This is a genomic window from Streptococcus sp. 116-D4 (assembly GCF_009731465.1).
GTDB classification, from domain to species: Bacteria; Bacillota; Bacilli; order Lactobacillales; family Streptococcaceae; genus Streptococcus; species Streptococcus pseudopneumoniae_E.
In genome coordinates, this window is the sequence record NZ_AP021887.1 from 1,100,658 (window position 1) to 1,119,494 (window position 18,837).

Annotated in this window: 17 protein-coding genes; 3 read left to right on the top strand and 14 right to left on the bottom strand. The window is 38.7% G+C overall.

The features are described from left to right. Positions 1-116 precede the first annotated feature (116 nt). Positions 117-1,259, top strand: a complete 1,143-nt coding sequence (locus tag UKS_RS05680; RefSeq protein ID WP_156012140.1) for a tyrosine-type recombinase/integrase — start codon at positions 117-119, stop codon at positions 1,257-1,259. A gap of 86 nt (positions 1,260-1,345) precedes the next feature. Here the strand turns inward: UKS_RS05680 and UKS_RS05685 are convergent, their stop codons facing one another. Together UKS_RS05685 and UKS_RS05690 are read right to left on the bottom strand one after the other, a co-directional pair. Then, positions 1,346-1,621 (bottom strand): HU family DNA-binding protein, encoded by a 276-nt coding sequence (locus UKS_RS05685; RefSeq protein WP_049497398.1) that lies wholly within the window; start codon positions 1,619-1,621, stop codon positions 1,346-1,348. A gap of 105 nt (positions 1,622-1,726) precedes the next feature. After that, positions 1,727-2,566, bottom strand: coding sequence for a DegV family protein (locus tag UKS_RS05690; protein WP_049497396.1), 840 nt, complete (start codon positions 2,564-2,566; stop codon positions 1,727-1,729). Between the two features lie 140 nt (positions 2,567-2,706). Here UKS_RS05690 and UKS_RS05695 point away from each other — a divergent pair, with 140 nt between their 5' ends. Beyond that, positions 2,707-3,555, top strand: coding sequence for a YitT family protein (locus tag UKS_RS05695; protein ID WP_156012141.1), 849 nt, complete (start codon positions 2,707-2,709; stop codon positions 3,553-3,555). An 87-nt stretch (positions 3,556-3,642) separates the two neighbouring features. On the opposite strand, the gene UKS_RS05700 is transcribed toward UKS_RS05695, so the two are convergent. The 6 genes from UKS_RS05700 to eno form a co-directional block, all read right to left on the bottom strand. Continuing rightward, positions 3,643-4,560 (bottom strand): bifunctional riboflavin kinase/FAD synthetase, encoded by a 918-nt coding sequence (locus UKS_RS05700; RefSeq protein WP_156012142.1) that lies wholly within the window; start codon positions 4,558-4,560, stop codon positions 3,643-3,645. Between the two features lie 413 nt (positions 4,561-4,973). Then, positions 4,974-5,834: a methionyl aminopeptidase gene (locus tag UKS_RS05705; protein ID WP_000631543.1), complete on the bottom strand. Its 861-nt coding sequence runs from the start codon at positions 5,832-5,834 to the stop codon at positions 4,974-4,976. A gap of 15 nt (positions 5,835-5,849) precedes the next feature. Continuing rightward, positions 5,850-7,127, bottom strand: a complete 1,278-nt coding sequence (gene spxR, locus UKS_RS05710; protein WP_156012143.1) for a CBS-HotDog domain-containing transcription factor SpxR — start codon at positions 7,125-7,127, stop codon at positions 5,850-5,852. After that, a complete protein-coding gene (locus tag UKS_RS05715) occupies positions 7,120-7,671 on the bottom strand; it encodes a GNAT family N-acetyltransferase (RefSeq protein WP_156012144.1) in 552 nt (183 codons plus the stop codon). Before UKS_RS05715 ends, spxR begins: the two co-directional genes overlap by 8 nt. A gap of 15 nt (positions 7,672-7,686) precedes the next feature. Beyond that, entirely contained in the window at positions 7,687-8,946 is a 1,260-nt protein-coding gene (locus tag UKS_RS05720) for a UDP-N-acetylglucosamine 1-carboxyvinyltransferase (protein ID WP_156012145.1), read from the bottom strand. Positions 8,947-9,213: 267 nt separating this feature from the next. Further along, positions 9,214-10,518, bottom strand: a complete 1,305-nt coding sequence (eno, locus tag UKS_RS05725) for a surface-displayed alpha-enolase (RefSeq protein WP_156012146.1) — start codon at positions 10,516-10,518, stop codon at positions 9,214-9,216. A 163-nt stretch (positions 10,519-10,681) separates the two neighbouring features. Between eno and UKS_RS05730 the strand changes: the two genes are divergently transcribed. Continuing rightward, a complete protein-coding gene (locus UKS_RS05730) occupies positions 10,682-11,128 on the top strand; it encodes a DUF1694 domain-containing protein (protein WP_156012147.1) in 447 nt (148 codons plus the stop codon). Here UKS_RS05730 and UKS_RS05735 read toward each other — a convergent pair. Genes UKS_RS05735 through glgB form a run of 6 tightly spaced genes read right to left on the bottom strand, consistent with a single transcriptional unit; the run spans position 11,125 to position 18,571 of the window. Then, positions 11,125-12,240 carry a glycerate kinase gene (locus tag UKS_RS05735; protein ID WP_156012148.1) on the bottom strand — a complete coding sequence of 372 codons (1,116 nt, stop codon included), beginning with the start codon at positions 12,238-12,240 and terminating at the stop codon, positions 11,125-11,127. The two genes, UKS_RS05730 and UKS_RS05735, sit on opposite strands and share 4 nt — an antisense overlap. Next, positions 12,237-12,893 (bottom strand): phosphoserine phosphatase SerB, encoded by a 657-nt coding sequence (serB, locus tag UKS_RS05740; protein ID WP_156012149.1) that lies wholly within the window; start codon positions 12,891-12,893, stop codon positions 12,237-12,239. The genes UKS_RS05735 and serB overlap by 4 nt, the downstream gene beginning before the upstream one ends. A 58-nt stretch (positions 12,894-12,951) precedes the next feature. Next, positions 12,952-14,385, bottom strand: coding sequence for a glycogen synthase GlgA (gene glgA, locus UKS_RS05745; RefSeq protein WP_156012150.1), 1,434 nt, complete (start codon positions 14,383-14,385; stop codon positions 12,952-12,954). Then, a complete protein-coding gene (gene glgD, locus UKS_RS05750; RefSeq protein WP_156012151.1) occupies positions 14,382-15,521 on the bottom strand; it encodes a glucose-1-phosphate adenylyltransferase subunit GlgD in 1,140 nt (379 codons plus the stop codon). Before glgD ends, glgA begins: the two co-directional genes overlap by 4 nt. Next, positions 15,511-16,653 carry a glucose-1-phosphate adenylyltransferase gene (locus UKS_RS05755; protein WP_156012152.1) on the bottom strand — a complete coding sequence of 381 codons (1,143 nt, stop codon included), beginning with the start codon at positions 16,651-16,653 and terminating at the stop codon, positions 15,511-15,513. Before UKS_RS05755 ends, glgD begins: the two co-directional genes overlap by 11 nt. Then, on the bottom strand, positions 16,643-18,571 hold the full coding sequence (gene glgB / locus UKS_RS05760; RefSeq protein WP_156012153.1) for a 1,4-alpha-glucan branching protein GlgB: 1,929 nt from the start codon (positions 18,569-18,571) through the stop codon (positions 16,643-16,645). Before glgB ends, UKS_RS05755 begins: the two co-directional genes overlap by 11 nt. Between the last annotated feature and the right edge of the window lie 266 nt (positions 18,572-18,837).

Sequence of the window (18,837 nt, forward strand, 5' to 3'; positions counted from 1 at the left end):
AATCCCCACGCTCTCAAACTTTGGCGAGTCTGAGCGTGAGGATATCCTGAATAGTAAAAGGCATTAAAAAGCCCTCTTTACTATACCTATTTTATCAAGAAATGAGGTGAAAATCAATGTGGATGGAAGAACTTCCTAACGGAAAATACAAATTTTTTGAGCGATACAAAGATCCTTATACCGAGAAATGGAAAAGGGTGTCTGTAACCCTTGACTCTGGATCAAGCAGGGCAAAAAAAGAAGCTCAGAAGCTTCTGGACGAGCGATTGGAAGAAACACTAAAGAAGCTACAAACGACTGATATCGTCTATGAGCACGTTTTAAATGAGTGGTGGGCGTTTTATCAAAAGGAACTCAAGGGGAGCTCTATCAGCTCTCTTACCAGCAACGTGAATGATTTTAAAGAGACTTTTGATTTATCTGTGAAAGTGAGCAACATCGATACAAAATACATTCAGCGTTTTCTAAACAACCTTGACCTATCCCGTTCAAAAATGGAACGATATAAGTTAATCTTAAACCTGTCTCTTGATTACGCAGTCAATCTTGAGTACATTGAAGACAATCCTGCAAGACGTGCGAAACTTCCCAAACTCGTAAAGACTATCGAAGATTTAGAAAAGACAGAAAAGAAATTCCTTGAAGAAGATGAGTTAAAAAGATTGCTTTCTGAGCTATATAGAACAGATAAAACGTATAGACTAGGATTGCTTGCTGAATTTATGGCTTACAATGGTTGTCGTATAGGTGAAGCTATAGCGCTTAGAGAAGAGAACGTTGATTTTGATAGCAAGACTGTCAAAATACATGGAACGCTAGATAAGACTGTAGGCTATTCTAAAGGATTAAAAACAACAACAAAAACAGCTGCAAGCTTCAGGACAGTTTCCTTGTCAAAGAGAGAACTTGAAATATTAAAAGAATTCATCTCAATAAATGAACTTTCGAAAAATACAAGAGAAACCTTTAATGATCTCGGATTTATTTTTGTTACCAAGAACGGAATACCTATCCAAAATAACTCGTTTAATTTAGCGATTCAAAAAGCAAACAACCGACTTAAAAACCCCATTGATAAGCATCTGACTTCTCATATCTTTAGACATACCCTAGTAAGCCGACTATCAGAAAACAACGTGCCTCTAAAAGCAATTATGGCTAGAGTAGGGCATTCTGACTCTCGTACGACAAATAAAATCTATACACACGTTACAAAGAAGATGGATGACAATATCCTCGACCTACTAGATAATTTATAGTTTTGCCCCTTTTTTGCCCCCTATACACAAAAAAAGCCTACTGACCAAGCTAGGAAGCTTGATACAATAGGCTTTTTAAAGGCTAATTATTTAACAGCGTCTTTAAGTGCTTTACCAGCTTTGAATGCTGGAACTTTAGAAGCTGCAATTTTGATTTCTTTACCAGTTTGTGGGTTACGACCTTTACGTTCAGCACGCTCACGAACTTCAAAGTTACCAAAACCGATCAATTGAACTTTTTCACCAGCTGCAAGGTACTCAGTTACTGCTGCGAATACAGCTTCAACTGCTGCCGCTGAGTCTTTCTTAGTCAATTCTGTAGCTTCTGCTACTTTAGCGATCAAATCTTGTTTGTTTGCCATGTTAATGATTCCTCCAATTAATTTCTAATTAACAAATATAATCATATCCTAAAATCCCTTTTAGGTCAAGTTAAAAACGCTATTTCTTCCCATTTTATTTATTTTTTAAGAGTTGTAACGAACTAAAATAGCCCAAGCATTTTCACCCGTATGAGTTTGAATAATAGAACCCGTTTCCAAAACTGAAATTGGTTTTTCAACATATCCTTGTAAGGTCTCTTTCATCTCTTTTGCCCAATCAGCGCTACCAGAATATGAAATTCCAATCTCTGCTACAGAACGTTCAGAGAGCGATGTTATTAAGTCATCCAACCATTTTTTAAAGGTTTTAGCTCCACGACCTTTAACGATTGGCTGCAATTCATGGTCTTTCATTTGCATAACAACACGGATATTGAGAAGTGAGCTCAACAATCCAGTTACACGACCAATTCGTCCACCTTTAACAAGATTTTCCAAAGTCGAAACGCCAATATAGAGTTCTGTGTGGTTTTTAACATCTTCTACATGAGATAAAATTTCCTCCAACTCTTTGCCTTCTTGTGCCAACTTCGCAGCCTCAACAACTTGGAATTTCAGAGCTTGGTCAGTGAAGGAACTATCAAGAACCGTCACATCTGCAGTAGATAAACTAGCACCTTGACGTGCGGCTTCTACAGTACCTGAAAGGGCATGGGACATATGAATAGCAAGGATTTGGCTACCGTCTTTGCTTAGGTCTTCAAAGGTTTCAGCAAAGACACCTACAGGCGGCTGACTGGTTTTCGGAAGATTCTTACTTTCTTGCATCAACTGAAGAAATTTACCTTCTTCTTTTAAATCCGCATCAGAATAAACAACGTTATCAATCATTACAGATAATGGAACAACAGTGATATCTAATTGTTTTACTAGTTCTGGTTCAATAGTAACAGATGAGTCGGTTACAATCTTAATTTTTGTCATGGTATCAATCTTTCTATTTTAGGATTCAGATTGGCTTTCTTACTTTTAATTATATCAAAAAAAAATTAAAAATCCTAATGGAGTCAATCAAATTTTCCTTAAAAATTTGATATAATCTACTTATAAGAAAAGAGGTCCCTATGATAAAAAAAATTTATCCCATTTTAACCATTTTACTAGGTGCTGCTATTTATGCTTTTGGTCTTACTTATTTTGTAGTTCCCAATCATCTATTTGAAGGAGGGGCGACAGGTGTTACCCTTATCACCTTTTATCTTTTTAAAATCCCTATTTCTCTCATGAACCTGCTGATTAATATTCCCCTTTTCATACTAGCTTGGAAAATATTTGGAGCAAAGTCCCTCTATTCTAGTTTACTAGGAACCTTAGCTTTATCCGCCTGGTTGGCTTTTTTTGAGCGAATTCCTCTTCATATTAATCTGGAAGGTGATTTACTAATCACTGCTCTTATAGCTGGGATTCTATTGGGAATTGGGCTCGGAATTATCTTCAATGCTGGTGGAACAACTGGAGGTACGGATATTCTAGCTCGTATTCTCAATAAATACACTCATATATCCATGGGTAAGTTGCTCTTTATCTTAGATTTTTGTATTCTCATGCTTATTCTCGTAATCTTCAAGGATCTGAGATTGGTTACCTACACGCTCTTGTTTGATTTTATCGTTTCGCGTGTTATTGATGTGATTGGTGAAGGAGGCTATGCTGGCAAAGGCTTTATGATTATCACAAAATGTCCTGATCAACTTGCTAAGGCGATTAATGATGACCTAGGAAGAGGTGTTACTTTCATCTCAGGTCAAGGTTATTATAGTCGAGAAGATTTGAAAATCATCTACTGTATTGTCGGAAGAAATGAAATTGTTAAAATGAAGGAAATGATTCACCGAATCGATCCTCAAGCCTTTATCACTATTACAGAAGCTCACGAAATCCTTGGAGAAGGATTTACCTTTGAAAAAGAATAAAAAGAGGTCTTGTAGTGACCTCAAAAGTTAGAATAAATCATCTATCTTTTGGGGTACAGACAACCTCTTTTTTGTTTACCCAAGCTCTTAAGACCAATTTCGAGCTATTTCTTCATCAGTCTTTAACTGATCCACTAATTGGTCGACTGAGTCAAATTTGGTCATATCTCGAATACGATCAAGCCAATAAACCATGACGGTTTCCCCATAAATATCTTGATTAAAATCAAAAATATTGACTTCAAAACGTGCTTCTTCTCCATCAAAGGTCACATTTTTTCCAACACTAGCCATGGCACGATACTTCTGTCTTTGAATCTCAACCTCAACGACATAAACGCCATCTGCAGGCATATAAGTACGGTCTAAAAGCACCAAATTTGCAGTTGGATAACCAATTGTACGACCACGAGCATTACCATGAACCACCATCCCTCTTGATGGAAGCGGTGCCCCCAAAAGTTCTCCTGCTTCTTTCACATTTCCATCTAAGATAGCTTGACGGATACGTGTTGAACTAATCTTTCCTTTCTCATCCTCTACAGGTGGGACAATAATGACTTCTCCATCAAAGTAATCCTTTAAATCTTCTGCTGTTTTTTTGTCAGAACCAAATGTATAATCAAAACCTGCAACAATAATTTTGGCATTCATAGCCTTGATATACGTCGCAAAAAATTCTTCTGCAGTGAGACTAGCGAATTGACTACTAAAATCAAGGAGATATAATTCTTCTACACCTTCTCGTTTTAATTTTCTTTCACGTTCAGCAGGGTTTAAAATATGTAGAAACAAATCCGGATGATAAGGCTCTAAAGCGATTTTTGGTGATTCATTAAACGTCATAACGACGATAGGCAATAAATCCTTTCTCGCAGCCTTATTGGCAACACGAAACAATTCTTGATGCCCCTTATGTATACCATCAAAATAGCCAAGAACAACGACTGAATCAGATGGTGTGCCAATATCTTTATGGTTTTTTATAGGAATAGTAATAATCATAAAATAATTATATCATAGTGATAGTTATTTCTGAACCAGAAAATCTGAAATGCCATTTTTTTAACCTGAAGTGTACCATTTTAGAAGAATTTTGTTTTTGATACTCTTCGAAAATCTCTTCAAACCATGTCAGCGTAGCCTTACCGTAGATATAGGTAACTGACTTCGTCAGTCTTATCCACAACCTCAAAGCAGTGCTTTGAGCAACCTGCGGCTAGCTTCCTAGTTTGCTCATTGATTTTCATTGAGTATGAAATCATAATAAAGACCAAGAGATTGAATTAAGAATCTTAAAATCAAAAAAACGCATCATATCAGCTACCTAAAACTTGATACAATACGTTTATTTAATATTAAAAAGATCTACTGAATTTTTTATCAAAATAAACTTTCAGTAGCCTTTTCACTTTTTATTAATAAGTTCCTTCTTCACCTTGGCTAGTCAAGATAACAGGCCCATCTTTCGTAATCACGAATTGGTGTTCATATTGACAAGATAAGCCACCGTCAATAGTCTTATGAGCCCAGCCAGTTTTCATATCTGTATCGATTTCCCAGTCACCTGTGTTAATCATTGGTTCAATGGTCAACACCATTCCTTCACGGAGACGAAGTCCACGACCAGCAATACCATAGTTAGGAACCATTGGTTCTTCGTGCATAGTTGGGCCAACACCATGACCAACCAAATCACGCACTACACCGTAACCACGACTTTCAGCGTATTCTTGAATCGCCGCACCGATATCACCGATACGATTTCCAACAACAGCTTGCTCGATCCCCTTGTACATAGCTTCTTTGGTGACATCCATCAAGTTTTTTACTTCTTCAGACGGTGTACCAACAGCATAAGCCCAACATGAGTCTGCTAGACCACCAGAGTAGCTCTGAGTGTATTTTTTCATTTGCTCCACATTATTGAAGTTTAATTTTGAGACATTCAGGTCAGATTTAGCAATAGGACCTCCCAAAACCATATCAACTTTGAGCAAATCTCCATCTTTCAAGATATAGTGACGGGGGAAAGCATGAGCTACTTCATCATTAAGAGAGCAACAGGTAGCATAAGGATAGTCCATCATAGCACCGTCAACTCCAATCTGAAGCGGAAGGAAATTTTCTTCCTTACAACGACGGCGAACATATTCTTCAACTTCCCACATATCTACGCCAGGCTTAATCAAATCACGCAAGCCGATATGAATACTTGCTAGAAAATCACCTGCCTTATCCATAGCTTCAATTTCACGAGCTGATTTTAATGTTATCATTTTTTCTCCTAGTTTCTAATTAATTTTAACGGTCACATTTGCCTTTGAAACAATCTGATGACCATGATAAATATCGTAGTCAATAATAGCTGATCGTCTAGTATGGTGGATAATGCGTGCCTGAATGCGCAATATATCATCAATCTGAACAGCCTGCAAAAAGTAGATTAGCATCTGCTCGATAATGAGATTGCGACCACTATTAAGAACTAAATCTTGAGTCATATGGGTCAAGATTTCTGCCAATACACCATTAGCCAAAACACCGTTCTTCTCAAGCATAAAGGGTTCCACTGTAATGACTACTTCATCATGGTGATAAGAAAGTTTCTGACCAATTTGCTCAGAAAAAGTTGGTAGAGCCGAAACTTGAGAACGACTCATTTTCTCCATAACATCTCGTCTGGTTACAACCCCAAGCAAGGTTTGATTACTTCTAACAACCGGTACCATTTCAAAGTCTTCAGCAATCATTCGTTGACTCACATTGGCAATATTTGTCGATAATCCAACTAAAAATAGACTGCGAGACATGACCTTATCAATTGTCGTGCTTGGTGACTTATCACCAGCGTCTCTCATGGTTACAACACCTACAACAACTTGATGTTGATTGATAACAGGGAAACGGCTACTACGATTCTTACGTACCAAGTCCAAATAATCTTTGACTGTGTCAGTCTCTCTCAAAAAACCATATTCATGACTCGGACGGTAAAGTTTCTCAACTGTCAAAATATCTGTTTTTATTTGAACATTTGACAAGGCTTTATTGATCATGGTTGCAACGGTAAAGGTATCATGCTTACTTCTTAGAACAGGAATTCCTTTTTGATTGGCCAGTTTTAGTACATCATCATGGACATGAAATCCACCTGTAACCAGGACGGCATTTTCATTTTCCAAGGCTAACAACTGAATACGGGTTCGGTCTCCGACAATCAAGAGTCCCCCATCATGAAGATAAGATAAGATATTTTGCTCAGTCATAGCACCGATTGAGAACTTACTAAATTCTCTCTCTAAACCTTCTTGCCCAGCCAGAACCTCAGAAGAAGTCACTTCTGCAATTTCTGCAAATGTTAATCTTTCGATAGCAACTTTCTGAGATTTAACACGGATAGTACCACTTCTTGGACGAGTCTCTACAATTCCACGATTTTCAGCTTCCTTGATAGCGCGATAGGCCGTTCCATCACTGACTCCCAGATGGTTGGAAATACTACGAACACTAACCCTCTTTCCGACAGGCAATTCTTCCAAATAGCTTAGAATTTCCTGATGCTTACTCATTGAATTCTCCTTTTACATACCGAAATTCAAGATAATCCCGCATTTTTCTTGTGTAGCGATCACTTCCCTTAAACTGACGAATCAAACGGAATCCAGACTTAAGGGCAACCTTTTGACTTGCTTCATTTTCGAGGTGGGTAATAATGGTTAATTGTTTTAAAGCAAATTCCTCAAAAGAAAGCTGACAAATTTTTTTAACAACTTCTGTCATGAAACCTTGACACCATGCATCTTTTCTCAAAAAATAACCAAGTTCTGCTTCTTTTTTAATTTCATCTAGCTTCTCAAATTTAATTGAACCAATCATTTTTTCAGTTTTCTTGTCACAAATAGCCCATACACCTAAAGGAGCCTTCATAAAATAATTGGCCAATGCATATTGACTCTCTTCCGGACTAGCTTGACTTGGAAAAATGAATTGCAAATTTTCTGGATTTGAAGCTATCTCATGGAAATTCTGACTATCACTAAAAAAGAAAGGACGCAAATACAAGCGATCCGTTTCAAAAAAAGAAAACATTGCTAATTTGGTCCAAACATTCATAAACACCTCTACGGTTTATTCTTCAACAAGTGTAATATCCGCTCCTAGATTACGTAATTTTTCAATAATATCTGAATAACCACGTAAGATAAACTCAATATTTGTAATTTCAGTTTTACCTTCAGCCATCAAACCAGCAATGACAAGTGCAGCCCCGGCTCTAAGATCAGTAGCTTTTACATTTGCACCACGTAAACTACGTCCACCGGTATATAAGATATGGTCGTTTGTAGTCGTAATATCCGCATCCATCTTTGCTAGTTCAAAAACATGATTTATACGTTTTTCATAAATGGTATCAATAATGGTACCACGCCCTTCCGCTGTTAACAAGAGAGGAGTAATTGGTTGTTGCAAGTCAGTAGCAAAACCCGGATAAGGAGCTGTTTTGATATTGATTGCTTTTAAATTAGACTGTTCCTCGACAAAAATGCTGTCTTCAGATACAGTCATTCGAACTCCCATTTCTTCCAACTTGGCAATGAAACCTTCTAAGTGTTCGTAAAGTACATTATTGATACGAATTCCTTTACCAACTGCAGCAGCTAAGGAAATATATGTTCCCGCTTCAATACGGTCTGGAATCACCTGATGACGCGTTCCATGTAGTCTCTCAACACCATCAATAATGATAATATTAGTTCCTGCCCCACGGATATGGGCACCCATATTATTCAAGAGAGTAGCTACATCAATAATCTCAGGTTCACGGGCTGCATTTTCAATAATGGTACGCCCCTTTGCTTTAACCGCAGCAATCATCGTATTAATCGTCGCACCCACACTAACCGTATCCATGTAGATACTTGCACCGTGAAGTCCTGTATCTTTAGCAGATAACTTCATGTTATCACCCTCGTAGCTAACAGTGGCTCCCATAGCTTCAAAAGCCTTTAGATGTAAGTCGATAGGACGTGGTCCCAAATCACATCCACCAGGCAAACCAACAGTGGCTTCACCAAAGCGACCTAAAAGACTTCCGTAAAAATAATAAGATGCACGAAGACTATTGATTATCCCATAGGGCATTGGAATATTTTGAACACCTCGTGGATCAATCTCTAATACATCATCATAACGCTTAACGGTAGCCCCCATTAACTCTATGATTTCGACAAGACTAGAAACATCAGAAATATCTGGTACACAATCCAAAGTTACAATATCATCTGCTAAAATAATAGCCGGAATCAAAGCTACTACACTATTTTTTGCGCCACTAATGGTAATCTCACCTCGCAGAGGTAAGCCACCATTGATAACAATTTTTCTCATTTTAAATTTTTTATACTCTTTCAAAATTTCTAAAAAGGTCCTACGTTAAAGTATATCATAAATTCACCCTTTTTTCCATCATTTTCAATTATATTAGCTGAGTCGTATTTGTATTAACTGACATTTTTAAAAAGTTTTGTCCCCTTTTTGCCCCCTAAATACAAAAATAGCCCATCGGATAAAACCCGAGGGGCTAGAAACGTTGTTAAATCAACGGCCGAACTTTTGAGTTTCAAGGTTCGGGATAAAATAGTTCACTGAACTATTTTATTTCTTAAGGTTGTAGAATGATTTCAATCCACGGTATTCAGCTACTTCACCAAGTTGGTCTTCGATGCGAAGCAATTGGTTGTATTTAGCGATACGGTCTGTACGTGAAAGTGAACCAGTCTTGATTTGTCCTGCGTTAGTTGCAACTGCGATGTCAGCGATTGTTGAATCTTCAGTTTCACCTGAACGGTGTGATACAACGGCAGTATAACCAGCTTCTTTAGCCATTTCGATAGCTTCAAAAGTTTCAGTAAGAGTACCGATTTGGTTAACTTTGATAAGGATTGAGTTAGCAGCACCTTCTTTGATACCACGTGCAAGGTAGTCAGTGTTTGTTACGAAGAAGTCATCACCAACAAGTTGTACTTTCTTACCAAGACGTTCAGTAAGAGCTTTCCAACCATCCCAGTCGTTTTCATCCATACCATCTTCGATAGTGATGATTGGGTATTTGTTAACCAATTCTTCAAGATAGTCGATTTGTTCTGCAGATGTACGAATAGCAGCGCCTTGACCTTCAAATTTAGTGTAGTCGTAAACTTTACGTTCTTTATCGTAGAATTCTGATGAGGCACAGTCAAATCCGATAAATACGTCTTTACCTGGAACGTAACCAGCAGCTTCAATCGCAGCAAGGATAGTTTCAACACCGTCTTCAGTTCCTTCAAAACGAGGAGCAAATCCACCTTCGTCACCTACAGCTGTTTCAAGACCACGGCCTTTAAGGATTTTCTTAAGTGCGTGGAAGATTTCAGCACCCCAACGAAGAGCTTCTTTGAATGTTGGTGCACCAGCAGGTACGATCATGAATTCTTGGAAAGCGATTGGAGCGTCTGAGTGAGAACCACCGTTGATGATGTTCATCATTGGAGTTGGAAGAACTTTAGTGTTGAATCCACCAAGGTAGCTGTAAAGTGGGATTTCAAGATAGTCAGCAGCAGCACGAGCTACAGCGATAGACACACCAAGAATTGCGTTCGCACCCAATTTACCTTTGTTAGGAGTACCGTCAAGTGCGATCATAGCACGGTCGATAGCTTGTTGATCACGTACATCGTAGCCGATGATTGCTTCAGCAATGATGTTGTTTACGTTGTCAACAGCTTTTTGTGTACCAAGACCACCGTAACGAGATTTGTCACCGTCGCGAAGTTCAACTGCTTCGTGTTCACCAGTAGAAGCTCCTGATGGAACCATACCACGTCCGAAAGCACCTGATTCAGTGTAAACTTCTACTTCAAGTGTTGGGTTACCGCGTGAGTCTAGGACTTCGCGAGCGTAAACATCAGTAATAATTGACATTTTTTACTCTCCTTTGAGTTAAATTATTTTACACCTCTATGATACATCAAAAACCCTTCTTTTTCAAGAAAAAACGTTATCTTTGTGCAAATTTTCCTTAACTTTATAAAGTAATCGCTTTCTTTTACCTGTTTTATTCTAACTTTTATGATATACTGTTTTCATGACAGATTTATCAAAACAATTACTTGAAAAAGCTCATGGTGGGCCAAAATTAAATCCGGATGAGCAAAGACGCTATCTTGGTACCTTTGAGGAAAGAGTTCTTGGATATGCAGATATCGACACAGCAAATAGCCCTCAACTAGAAAAAGGATTTTTATCTATTTTAGAAAACCTTCAGGAAAAAGCAGAGCCACTATTTGTGAAGATTTCACCAACTATCGAATTCGATAAGCAAGTTTTCTACTTAAAAGAAGCTAAAGAAACTGATAGTCAAGCTACCATTGTATCTGAAGAGCATACTTCTTCTCCTTTTGGCCTGATTATCCACACTAATACACCAGTTCAAGTAGAAGAAAAGGATCTTCGACTTGCTTTTGCAAAACTTTGGGAAGGTAAAAAGGAAGAACCAGCCAAAACATCCTTGTGGAAGAAATGGTTTGGCTAAATCTTGCGCATATTTAATAAATGTCCAATATTGGCGGCTATGTGTTCCAAATAAAGACCGGCATTTTTTAAACTATCTTCTAAAGGTTCACTTTTCTCTAAAATAGAAAAGGCGGCTTGGATATTTTCAAATGGTAGGGGAGGTAAATCTTCAGCAAGACTACCACAGATAGCAATGACAGGAACTCCGACAGGGGTTCTTTTTGCAACACCGATAGGCGCTTTACCTGCTAAACTTTGACGATCTAGCCTTCCTTCTCCTACAACAACCAAGTCAGCATGTAAAACTTTCTTATCAAAGTTGATTAGGTCCAAGCAGGTATCTATTCCAGACACAATCTCAGCCGAAGCAAAGGCACACAAACCACCAGCAAGGCCTCCACCAGCTCCTGCTCCTTTAATTTTCAATGTTGCAGGTGAGATTTTTTCATAAAAGTCTTGGATTGCTTGATCGACATCTGCAAACATAGTCGGATCTAGGCCTTTTTGTTTGCCAAAAATATAAGTCGAACCTTGAGGACCGCATAAGAGACTATCGACATCTGCTAAAATATGAATTTGAACACCTTCAGGAATTTCATAACGATTTTCTGTTGAAACAGAAGCTAAATTTAGTAAGGACTGACCGCAAGCGGGCAAGACATTTCCATTCCTATCATGAAATTGATAACCTAAACCAGCAGCAATCCCCAGTCCTCCATCATTACTAGCCGTACCACCAACGCCAATATAGATTTCTTTAATCTCTTGACTAATGAGGTGGCGAATCAATTCTCCAATACCACAAGTTTGGATTTGAAGTAGCACTCGTTTCTCTAGCGGTATTTTTCCAAGGCCGACCAAATCAGCAACTTCAAATAGTGCCAGTTCCCTTTTTTGAAAATAGCGCATGGCTTCTTTTTGACCAAAAGGTCCTGTCACTTGAATCCATTTTTCTTCAAGATCAAGAGAGTGTCGGATAGCATCTACAGTGCCTTCTCCACCATCACCAACAGGGCAGAGGAGACATTCTACATCCGCTATCGATTGTTGGAAGCCTCTTTTAATAGCTTCAGCAACCTGCTCTGCGGTCAAGCTTTCTTTAAACGAATCTGGCGCAATTACAATCTTCATATTTTCCCTCGTTCTAAACAGTCAATCAAAGAAAGAACTTCAAAAAAATCCCTCTTGTCAACATGATGTGGTATTTCTTTTTTCAGCACTTCTTTGGCACAAAAAGCAATTCCTAGTCCTGCTGATTTTAACATTAATAGATCATTGGCTCCATCACCGATTGCAAGTGTTCTTTCTTTAGGGACTTTGAGTTCCTTTCTCCATTGTTCTAAAATATCTTTTTTGACCTCAGGATTTATAATTTGTCCAATCAATTTCCCTGTTATAAAGCCATCTTTGACTTCAAGTTGGTTAGCAGAAAAATAGGCAATGCCAAGAGATTTTGCTAATCTTTCAACTATTGGTGTAAAACCACCGGACACCAGACCAACTAGAATGCCATTCTTTTGGAGAATAGAGATAAATTTCTGTGCATTTGGCGTTAGATGAATAGACTTAAAAACTTTATCAAAGACCGAAACAGGAAGACCTTCCAACAAGGACACTCTTTTTCTTAAACTACTTTCAAAGTTCAACTCTCCTCTCATTGCCCGACTTGTAATCTGCGAAATTTCCTCCTCACGACCTACTTCTCTTCCCAACAAATCAATCACTTCTTCTAGGATTAAGGTCCCATCGACATCCATAACACACAAGCCTTTTACTTGAGACATCAGTTCTCCTCTCTAAACAGCCCAAAAATCGTATGAAGTCATCATACGATTTTATCTATTAATTAACCAAACTATAGTACAAGTCAAGGTATGACTTGCAGGCTGTATCCCATGAGAAATCACACTCCATAGCTTGTTTTTGTAGATTTCTCCAAACATCAGGATGGTTTCTATACAAGTCCAATGCTGTTTGGAAAGTCCAATTTAACCAGTAAGGAGATAGGTTGTCAAAGCTAAAGCCAGTACCGCTTCCTTCAATTGGATTGAAAGCGCGAACGGTATCTCGTAAGCCACCAACTTCATGAACCAATGGCAAAGTACCGTAACGCATAGCCATCATTTGAGACAAGCCACACGGTTCAAAACGACTTGGCATGAGGAAGAGATCACAAGCAGCGTAGATTTCTTGAGCTAGTTTGACATCAAAAGTGATATTTGCTGATAGCTTGTCTGGGTAAATCTGAGCAAACCATGAGAAAGTTCCTTCAAAGGCTGGATCGCCAGTTCCCAAAAGAACAATCTGAACATCTTCTTGCAAGATATGGTGGAGACTTTCGACCACCACATCAAAACCTTTTTGACGTGTCAAACGAGAAACAATTCCCACCAGAGGAACATCAGCTCGAATTGGCAAACCAACTCTCTCTTGTAATTTTGCCTTATTTTGGGCTTTGCCAGACAAATCTTCCTGATTAAAATGATAGTCTAGAAGAGCATCCGTCTGAGGATTATAAAGGTCAGCATCAATCCCATTCACGATACCAGAAACTTTACCAGACTCCATTCGAAGAATCTGATCTAAGTTACATCCGAACTGACTAGTCATAATTTCATGAGCATAGCTAGGCGAAACGGTTGACACACGGTCTGCGTAAAGAATTCCAGCCTTCATCCAGTTCAGACAGTTGTTCCAGCGAAGGGTCCCATCTGCATAACGTTCAAAGCCGACTCCAAACAAATCACCCAACATTCCTTCTGAGAATTGTCCTTGGAATTCCAAATTGTGAATGGTTAAAACTGTTTTAATGCCCTCATAGGCTTGAATCCAACGATATTTTTCCTTTAACAAGAAAGGAATCATTGCTGTATGATAGTCATGAACATGAAGAAGATCAGGAATAAAGTCAATCCTTTCCATAGCCTCAATGGCAGCCAGTTGGAAAAAGGCAAAGCGTTCTCCGTCATCAAAATCACCGTAAACATGCCCACGGAAGAAATAATATTGGTTGTCAATAAAGTAGAAGGTTACACCATTTAACACTGTTTTCTTAATTCCACAATACTGTCTGCGCCAACCAACACTCACCTCAAAATGAAGAACATCTTCAATCTGATTTCCAAATTTAGCCTCTACCATGTCATAGTAGGGTAAAATTACTGCAACTTCGTGCCCCGCTTTTACCAGTGATTTGGGAAGAGCGCCAATAACGTCTCCCAAACCACCTGTTTTTGAAAAGGGTGCACCCTCAGCTGCTACAAATAAAATTTTCATGAATGAATATCCTCTGTTACTTTAGCACCTTTCTTAACGACGACTGGTTGTTCTGCAGTTCCACGGATCACAACTCCATCCGCAACTTCAACACCCTTGTCCAAGATCGCATACTCTACCTGAGCACCTTCTCCAATAGCAACACGAGGGAACAAGATGCTATCTTTAACCAAGCTATCCTTATGGATATGAATATTACGAGATAGAACAGAATTAGCCACTTGACCTTCAATAATACTACCAGAGGCAAACTGAGAAGTGCTTACCTTAGATGTATTGGCATAATAAGTTGGCTCTTCGTTTTTGACCTTTGTATAAATCTTTTGATTTGGTGAGAAGAGAGAGTAGAATTTTTGTGATTCAAGCATATCAATATTCGCTTGATAATATGACTCTACAGAATGAATGTTGGCTAGGTATCCTGTGTACTCGTAGGCAAAAGCGCCTTCTTTTGCAGCCAAATCTCGTAAAACATAGCGCAATTTCTCTGGATGTTCTTTCTTAGCTTCTTCTTCTAAGCGTTCAATCAACCATGGCGTATCAACAACAAAAATATCTGTGGACATATTGTAAACTTCATCTGCAGATTTGCTATCAAAGAGTTTATGTGAACGGACATGGTCTGTTTCATCCACTTCTAAGATTGCATTTACTTCTGAAATATATTTTTTAGGTAGTTTTTTATAAACGACAGTGATAGGCCCTTTTGTTGTACTATGTAGATGGAAAACTTGGTTCAAATCAATATTAATCAAAACATCACAGTTGAGTGAAACTGTTTGGTTTGAGCCAGAACGTTTCAAATATGTAAGAAGCTGTTGGTAGTATTCTTTTCCAACTGTACTACTTTCCACACGGGTATTGTAAATACCTAGATAGTAGTGGCTAAGAAGAGTTGACAATCCCCACTCACGTCCAGAACGGATATGGTCAAAGACTGAACTGATATTGTCTTGTTGGAAAATACCAAAGATACTACGGACACCTGCATTAGCAAGACTTGAAAGTGGGAAGTCAATCAAGCGATATTTGCCACCAAATGGCAAACTAGCTACTGGACGGTGGTCTGTCAGTGTTGACATATCATGAAAACCAACTGTGTTTCCTAAAATGGCAGAATATTTATCAATCTTCATCTGTTGCTACCCCCACTACTTCATCATATCCTACAACTTGTACTTCTTCTGTTCCATCAATTTCGACACCATCTGCAATAATAGCACCTTCTCCGATAATCGCACGTTTAATTTTAGCTCCGTGTCCAATAATAGCACCACTCATGATAACTGAATCAACAACTTCTGCCCCTTCACGAACTTGCGCACCTGTTGAAAGGATTGAATGTTTAACAGTTCCATCAACGAAACATCCGTCTACAACTAATGAATCTTCCACATCAGCATTTGCCCCAAGGAAGTTTGGTGGTGAAATTAAGTTTCTTGAGTAAATCTTCCATTGACGGTTACGGCTATCCAAGGCATTTTCTGGTGAAATATATTCCATGTTAGCTTCCCAAAGCGATTCAATCGTACCGACGTCCTTCCAATAACCATTAAATTCGTATGCATAGACACTTTCACCTGACTCAAGGTAATTTGGAATGACATTTTTACCGAAGTCTGACATATCGACATTGCTCTTTTCAGCAGCAACCAACATATTGCGGAGACGTTGCCAATCAAAGATGTAAATCCCCATAGATGCTTTAGTAGATTTAGGTTGAGCTGGTTTCTCTTCAAATTCTACAATACGATTGTTTGCATCTGTATTCATGATCCCAAAACGACTAGCTTCTTTCAAAGGAACATCAAGAACTGCTACTGTCAAGCTGGCATTATTATCCTTGTGAGACTGGAGCATATCATCATAGTCCATTTTGTAGATATGGTCCCCAGACAGAATCAAGACATACTCAGGATTAACACTGTCGATATAGTCGATATTTTGGTAAATAGCGTGACTAGTCCCTTCAAACCAACGATTCCCTTCACTTGCAGAATAAGGTTGAAGAATAGAGACACCAGAATTGATACCGTCTAGTCCCCAGCTTGAACCATTCCCAATATGGTTGTTGAGAGCAAGTGGTTGGTACTGTGTAATGACTCCAACATTGCTGATGCCTGAGTTGGCACAGTTTGAAAGAGCAAAGTCAATGATACGATAGCGCCCACCAAATTGCACAGCTGGTTTTGCAATGCTTTGAGTGAGTTTACCGAGACGAGTTCCTTGCCCACCAGCAAGAATCAAAGCTAACATTTCATTCTTCATTTTCTACTCCTTTTTGGTTTTTACTTGTGACAGTTTTTGCAGATTTCAAGCGGCGTTTGATTTTCCATATACTTGCTCCCATAGCTGGTAGGGTAAAGGTTAAGGTCTGCCCATAATCTTTCCATAGTCCTTCTTGCGTTTGAACAGTTTGATTGTGTTCTTTCCAGACACCACCCCACTCTTCTAACTCAGTATTCCAGATTTCTTCGTAAATCCCTGCAACAGGAAGTCCGATTGTAAAATCTTTTCGTTCAACAGGTGCCATATTAAAAACACAGACTAACATATCGCCCTTTTTTCCCTTACGGATGAAGGACAGAACACTCTGGTCTCGATTATCCGCATCGATGATTTCAATACCATCATAGCTGTTATCAATTTCCCACAGACAGCGGTGATCTTTGTAAAACTGGTTTAGCTGAGAAGTGAAATACTTCATCTTAGCATTCATTGGATCTTCTAGGTTAGACCATTCCAACTGTTCTTCAGATTTCCATTCTAAAAATTGACCATATTCACTACCCATAAAGAGCAATTTTTTACCTGGGTGACAAATTTGATAGGTGTAGAGGTTTCTCAAACCAGCGAATTGATTATAACGGTCCCCCCACATCTTGTGCATCATACTCTTCTTGCCGTGAACTACTTCATCGTGTGAGAATGGTAAGAGATAATTCTCCTTGAAGACATACATAAAGCTGAAAGTTACTAGGTTAAAGTCGTGTTTACGATAAATCGGATCTTCTTCGTAGAATCGGAGGATATCATTCATCCAGCCCATATTCCATTTGTAGTCAAATCCTAGACCATCTGAATCCTTAGTGTCAGTAATCTGAGTAGCGGATGAACTTTCCTCAGCTATCATCATAACGTCTGGATGAGCTTGTTTAATGACATCATTCAAGCGTTGAAGGAAATGATATCCCTCGTAGTTGAGATTTCCGCCATCTTTATTAGGTGTCCATGGAGCATCATCGTAGTCAAGATAGAGCATGTTGCTCACTGCATCCACGCGAATACCATCAAGATGATAAAAGTCAATCCAAAACTTAATACTAGAAATCAAGAAGGACTGGACTTCATTCTTTCCAAGGTCAAAATTGAGTGCTCCCCAACCGTAGTTATGAGCTTTATTATGGTCTTGGTACTCAAAAGTCGGAGTTCCATCATAATAGGCCAAGGCATCATCATTAATGGTGAAATGACCAGGTACCCAGTCTACAATAACGCCGATATTGTTTAAGTGACATTCCTCAACAAAATCTTGAAACTCTTCAGGGCGACCATAGGCATGCTCTAGAGCAAAGTAACCCATAAGCTGATAACCCCAACTCAAACCTAGTGGGTGTGACATCAAAGGCATAAACTCAATGTGAGTATAGTTCATTTCAACCAAGTAAGGAATGAGTTCGTCTTTCAATTGAGAAAAACTAAAAGGGCTGCCATCAGGATTTCTCTTCCATGACCCAGCATGGACTTCATAAATATTGACAGGACGCTCTTCAAAGCTCAAGCGCTTTCTACGGGCTAGCCAGAGGCCATCCTTCCATTTTTTCTCTGGAATTTCTGTTAAAATAGCACCAGTCCCAGGTCTTGCCTCATACCGTAAAGCCAAAGGATCAATCTTCATCAGCTGATGACCATTTGCACGTGTGATATGGTATTTATAAATTTGGCCTTCTTGAGCAAGACTGGTAAAGACTTTCCAGACTCCAAATTCATTCCGTTCCATCGGAATTTGATTTTCAACCCAATTGGTGAAATCCCCTACTAAGTGAACAGCCTGAGCATTGGGTGCCCACACACGAAAAGTGTAGCCGTACTCACCATTTTTTTCATCCTTATGAGCCCCCAGATAGTGCTGGAGGTGAAAATTTTCACCTGTCATAAAGGTTTCCAAAGCTCTTTTCTTATCCATACACCCTCCTATTTCTGTAAGCGTTTTCTATAGATTTATTATACTACCTTTTTAGGGAAGATTCAAGTAAATTACAGAATTTGCAAAAAATTCTTTTGAAAGTCTTCAACAAATTCACTGACGTGTTCACTTGTAAATCAAGAAATTTTCAAACAGATTACGAAAACAAAATGTTTTTTTACAATACTACCATAAAGTTCGTCATTTTGCTAATAAAAATATAATTTAGAGCAAAAAATAAACCAGGAAATAAATTTCCTGATTTT